Origin of the sequence: Autumnicola aciditolerans (genome assembly GCF_041679265.1) — a bacterium.
Taxonomy (GTDB): Bacteria; Bacteroidota; Bacteroidia; order Flavobacteriales; family Flavobacteriaceae; genus Autumnicola.
This window is the reverse complement of the sequence record NZ_JBGFSM010000005.1, coordinates 259,715-265,542: the sequence shown is the minus strand read 5'-3', so window position 1 is coordinate 265,542 and position 5,828 is coordinate 259,715. Positions and strand designations below refer to the sequence as shown.

5 protein-coding genes and 1 pseudogene are annotated in these 5,828 nt (G+C 40.3%); all 6 read left to right on the top strand.

Translation table 11 applies throughout. The features are described 5' to 3' along the window. The first annotated feature begins 279 nt into the window (after positions 1 to 279). A complete protein-coding gene (locus AB8M93_RS07405) occupies positions 280 to 1,065 on the top strand; it encodes a polysaccharide biosynthesis/export family protein (protein WP_373056934.1) in 786 nt (261 codons plus the stop codon). 1 nt (position 1,066) lies between these two features. Beyond that, a complete protein-coding gene (locus tag AB8M93_RS07400; RefSeq protein ID WP_373056933.1) occupies positions 1,067 to 3,535 on the top strand; it encodes a polysaccharide biosynthesis tyrosine autokinase in 2,469 nt (822 codons plus the stop codon). Positions 3,536 to 3,653: 118 nt separating this feature from the next. Further along, a pseudogene (locus AB8M93_RS07395) lies at positions 3,654 to 3,944 on the top strand (four helix bundle protein); the annotation flags it as partial. Between the two features lie 82 nt (positions 3,945 to 4,026). Then, positions 4,027 to 4,248, top strand: a complete 222-nt coding sequence (locus tag AB8M93_RS07390) for a DUF433 domain-containing protein (protein WP_373056932.1) — start codon at positions 4,027 to 4,029, stop codon at positions 4,246 to 4,248. Continuing rightward, positions 4,248 to 4,589, top strand: coding sequence for a DUF5615 family PIN-like protein (locus AB8M93_RS07385; protein ID WP_373056931.1), 342 nt, complete (start codon positions 4,248 to 4,250; stop codon positions 4,587 to 4,589). The genes AB8M93_RS07390 and AB8M93_RS07385 overlap by 1 nt, the downstream gene beginning before the upstream one ends. A 207-nt stretch (positions 4,590 to 4,796) precedes the next feature. Further along, entirely contained in the window at positions 4,797 to 5,657 is an 861-nt protein-coding gene (locus tag AB8M93_RS07380) for an ABC transporter permease (RefSeq protein WP_373056930.1), read from the top strand. The last annotated feature ends 171 nt before the right edge of the window (positions 5,658 to 5,828 follow it).

The following is a 5,828-nucleotide window of genomic DNA, read 5'->3' as shown; positions in this document are numbered from 1 at the left end:
CTAATTTTTTCAAGGAGGGCCCGCCTGAATGACTGCGTAGGGCAGGGTGGCCGCAGGCCGGGGTGGTTATTTGTGAGTTGGAAATTTTGAAAGTGAAAAGTGGAAAGTGAAAAGTGAAGAGTGTCGAAAAGTGAAAAGAGCTATAAGTTTCCGGTTTTCAGCCTACCGTCTAAAGCCTATCGCCTACAGCCTATTGCAATCAACCCCCAAACAATAACCACAAATATTTTGATATTAGGATACAACAACTATATTTGTTAAACCTTTGTGAATGCTAATATGAAGTTTAGAAGCATAATTCTCCTTTTGGCGATGATTATATCTTTTTCGTCGTGTATTTCCACAAAAAAGCTAAGTTATCTCCAGGAGACAGAAACAGTAGATAGTCTCATACAGATGCAGCGCCTAAAAAAGCCGTATCGCATCCAGATTGGTGATCTTTTAAGCATACGGGTAAAAGCCCTGGACCAGGAACTGGTGGGGATGTTTAATCCCATAGGAGAAACAAATCCTAATGCCACTACAGAAGAAAACGTTTATTTTGATGGGTTTACGGTAGATGATCACGGGAACATCAGGGTGCCCACTTTAGGGCAGCTTAATGTGCTGGGTTACACGGTGGAGGAAGTAAGGGAGAAAATAGAAAGTGAACTGCTGCAGCAATATTTTAAGGAGGAGGCAAATCTATTTGTAACCGTTAAGCTGGCGGGGATACGATATACCACCCTTGGAGAAATAGGCTCCGGGAGCCAGGTAATCTACAAAGAGCAGGTAACTATTATTGAAGCCATTGCCAATGCCGGGGGAATTACCGATGTGGGGGACCGGCAGCATGTAAAGATCGTCCGGCAGTACCCGCAGGGGGAGGAGATCCATACTATAGATGTTACCAGTATTGAAGCCACCGCCAGCCCTTATTATTATATCCAGCCCAATGATGTGATAATTGTTAACCCGCTTCCTCAAAAAGCATTAGGCTTTGGTACAACAGGATTGGAATCCTTTAGAACCATTGCCACCGTTTTTACGTTAATAACCTCAGTAGTTTTGATTTTTACCAGATAGTATGGCGCATGAAGATGATCACATATCAGATGTAGGTTCAACCTTTGACTTTAAAGGTTTTGTACTCAAAGTTATAAGTTACTGGAAGCTTATATTGCTATCTGTAGCGATAAGCCTTGGAGTGGCGTATTACAACAATGTAAGGAAGTTGCCGGTGTATCAAATGGAAAACAGCATTACCATTAAAGATGACCAGAACCCGTTTTTCACGTCCAATACCAGCCTTACCTTTAATTGGGGAGGAACTTCAGATAAAGTAAATACCGCGGTTACCATCCTGCGTTCCCGTTCTCATAATGAAGAGGTGGTGGAGCGGCTGCAGTTTTATGTGCAATATATGGAAGATGGGGAATATCAGCGGGTGGATGCCTATGGTAAAACGCCTTTTGAATTTATTGCCGATACTTCTGCCTACCAGGCGGTAAATACAACTTTTACTTTTACCTTTCTGGATTCTGCAAGGTTTAATATTAAGGCGAGTTTGCCGGAAACCCTGCAACTGCAAAATTTCAGAACCAAAGAAAAGAAATCGGCTCCCATAGCCTACAGTGATTTCAATCAAACCTTTAAAACAGGCGAGCCTATAAATTTTCCATTTCTTAACGGAGTGGTGGCCAGGACCCATCAGCCGGTGCAGGCGGGGAAACCATTTTATGTTAATTTCTTAAATTTTGATTCCGCTGTTGGAAAATACCGATCGGTTAATGTAAGCCCGGATAATAATGGCTCTTCAGTTTTGCGCTTAAGCCAGACCGGGAATAATAAAGACAGGCTGGTAGATTACCTCAATGGTTCTGTTGCGGTATTAAGCCAGAATATGCTGGCCAGGAAGAACCTTTTTGCCACCAAAACCATCCGGTTTATAGACAGCAGCCTTGCTGTAAAATCCAAGGAGCTGCAGGTGGTGGAGAATGAGCTGAATGACTTTAGAAATGAAAATGCCATTCTTGATATTTCTGCGGAAAGCAGTGAGATCACCAACAAACTTTCCACTTTAGATGTTAGAAAAGAAGATATAAGGCGGCAGCTGGCTTATTATGAAACGCTGAAAACCTACCTGGAGACCCGGAGCGATTATTCCAGCGTACCGGCACCTTCTGTGGCGGGGATAAGTGAAGGAAGTATTGTGAGCGGGGTAGGTAAAATTATTGAACTTGCCGAGCAGCGCAGCAATTACCAGTATTCCCTGAAGGAAAATTCACCCGTTTTTTCTGACCTTGACCGGCAAATCAATTCGGTAAAATCTATATTGCTGGAAAATATAAATTCTTCCCGCGGTTTGTTGCAGAATGAACTTGCCGATGTAAATCGACAGATTGCCGGTTTTGAAGCGGAAATAAAGAAAATGCCACAGGAAGAACAGGACTTGCTGAAAATTCAGCGAAAGTATAGTATCAGCGAAAAAACCTATAATCTTTTTCTCGAAAAGCGCAGCGAAGCCGGACTTATTAAAGCAGCCAATGTTAGCGATGTGATGATTATTGATAAGGCCAAGGATACCGGTGGAGGCAAAATTGGCCCGAATACAGAACTTAATTACGTGATGGCCGTGCTGGTTGGCGGGGTTATTCCGCTCACTTTCGTGTTTTTACTGGTGTTTCTTAACACCAATATTCTGAATGCTCAGGAAGTCACACGACTCTCTCCGGTACCTATTTTAGGATTAATTGGAAAGAGCAAACTGGATAGTAACCTGGCGGTCTTTAGCAGCCCAAAATCTTCTGTAGCCGAAAGTTTCAGGGGATTACGCTCCAGCCTGCAGTTTATGTATAAAAAACAAGGCGTTACCGGTTCAAAAACCTTACTTATCACCTCCTCTGTTTCCGGGGAAGGGAAAACTTTTTGCGCCATGAACCTGGCTACCGTATTTGCCATGAGCGATAAGAAAACCGTGCTGGTGGGAGTAGATTTAAGGAAGCCTAAGATCTTTGATGATTTTAAGCTGAATAATGAAATTGGAATAGTTAATTATCTTATAGACCAGGCTTCTTCCGAAGAAATTATCCAAAAAAGCGAGATTCCTTATTTGGATGTGATTACTGCAGGGCCGGTGCCTCCAAACCCATCCGAATTACTGCTGAATGAACAGATGGACCATCTTATGGAGGAGTTACGGCAGAAGTATGATTACATTATCCTGGATTCCCCTCCCATTGGGATGGTGGCCGATGCCCTGAACCTGGTAAAATATGCTGATGCCACGCTGTACCTTATCCGGCAGGATTATACCAAGCGCGGAATGCTGGATACTATAAACGAAAAATATCATAAAGGCGAGCTTAAAAACATCAGTTTTGTGCTTAACCACTTTGTACACCGGGCCAAATATGGCTATGGCTACGGCTATGGTTACGGCTACGGCTATGGCTACGGGTATAACCGCTATGCTAAAGGCTATTACGGAGAAGCACCTTCTAAAATCTCACAAATTAAAAAGTCCTGGAAAAAGTTTATGCGGAATTTCGAGTAATATTAGTGAATAGTGAATAGTGAATGGTGAAAAGTGAAGAGTGAAGAGTGAAGAGTGAATAGTGAAGAGTGAAGAGTGAAGAGTGAAGAGCGAATAGTGAAAATTTAGAGATAACAATTTTAAAATCACTTCTAATTTTCCATCTTCTGAAATTTATGGTTTAACAAGTCAGCTAAGAAGAGCGGCTGTATCAATCCCTTCAAATATTGCGGAAGGTATGGCTCGAAAGGGTGATAAGGAATTACTTAATTTTATAAATATAGCAATTGGATCAGTATCAGAAGTTGAAACGCAGCTTCTTATCAGTACAAGATTAGGCTACATCAAAAAAGAAATTCCGATATTTGAACTTGTTATCGAAATCCGTCGCTTATTACTGGGGTTTCGTAATTACATTAATAAAAAATAATTTCTCTTTATTTCTCACTCTTCACTATTATCAGCGAAGCGAAAATTTTATTTTGTAACTTTATTACTAAAGGTGTAAAACAATGGTAGATTATAAGCAATACATTTCCATTAACCCCAATATTCGGTTCGGAAGACCTCATTTGTCAGGAACAAGAATTTCGGTTTATGATGTCCTTAGTTGGTTTGCAAATGGCATGAGTCAGGAGGAAATAAAAACGGATTTCCCGGAACTTACAGATGAACACATCAAGGCTTGTCTGGCTTATGCAGCAGATAAAGAACATAAAACCAGGGTGGCTTAATGAAACTGTTGTTTGATCAGAATATCTCGTTTCGACTTTTGAAGAAGATTAAATTTCATTATCCTGAAGCAAAACAAGTAAGAGAATTAGGTTTAGAAAACGTAACTGATGTTGAGATTTGGGAATTTGCCAGGGATAATGGTTTTGCAATAGTTACTTTTGATGCAGATTTTTTTGACCTCTCAAACCTTAAGGGTCATCCACCCAAAATAATTTGGTTGAGAATGGGAAATACTACTACTAATAATCTTGAAAAGGTTTTCATGGAAAAGAAAGAACTGTTCGCAGAGTTTCTTATGAATTCTGAGTATAAAGATGTGGCGTGCCTTGAAGTAGAGTAAAATGTGTGGTTTTTTAAATATATAAGTGAAATACGAAAATAGGATATAAGAATTTAAATGCTAACTAGAAACCTTTTTACCTTTCACTTTTCACCACATGAGCAAAGCGAAAACATTTTTAATCTTTTCACCTTCACTCTTCACTATTATGAGCAAAACGAAAATTTTTCTTAACCCTTCACCCTTCACTTCTCACTCTTCACTAATATGAGCGAAGCGAATGAAAAATGGCTTTACGAGATCACCCCAAAGCGTAAGCTGATAGACCTGAATTTTAGGGAAGTCTGGCGCTACCGGGATTTGCTGATCCTTTTTGTAAAGCGGGATATTGTTACGGTTTATAAACAAACTATCCTTGGGCCGCTTTGGTATTTTATCCAGCCGTTGTTCACCTCGGTAATTTTTACCCTGGTCTTTAATAATATTGCCAGTATCCCCACAGGAAATGTGCCGGCATTTTTATTCAACCTTACGGGGATCACTGCCTGGAATTATTTTAACCAATGCCTTACCGGCACCTCCAGCACCTTTACCGCCAATGCGGGGATTTTTGGAAAGGTATATTTTCCCAGGGTAATTATGCCTTTAAAAACGGTAATTTCCAATCTCTTTAAATTCGGGATACAGTTAGTAATATTGGTAATTTTTTATTTTTATTTTTTATTGAGGGGGTACGAAATTAGCCCTAATTTTAACCTGCTTCTTTTTCCGGTTTATGTGCTGATGATGGCTTTGCTGGGCCTGGGTGCGGGAATGATTATTTCGGCCTTAACCACTAAATACAGGGATTTGACGGTGCTGGTAGGATTTGCAACCAGTCTGCTCATGTATATTTCTGCCGTGCCGTACCCGCTAAGTGAAGTGAGCAATAAAATGCCTGATTATGCCTGGATCGTCCGCTATAATCCGCTAACGCAAATAATTGAAGGTTTTAGGTACATGATCCTGGATATCGGGGTTTTTACGTGGACAGGCTTTTTTTATACGTTGGGAATATCTATTTTCCTGTTTCTTTTAGGACTGATTATCTTTAACAGGACAGAAAAGAATTTTATTGACACGGTGTAGTGGAAAGTTAATGAGTTAATGTGTTAATGAGATAATGAGGAAATGAGCCAATGAAAGAATGGATAATGAATATTGAAAATGGTTTTGTAGAAGTTTTTTTCTGCGGAAATCAGCGGGTTCTGCGGGAGAAGTGAAGGGTGAAGTTAAAAAGTAAAAGAGTTAATGAGGAAA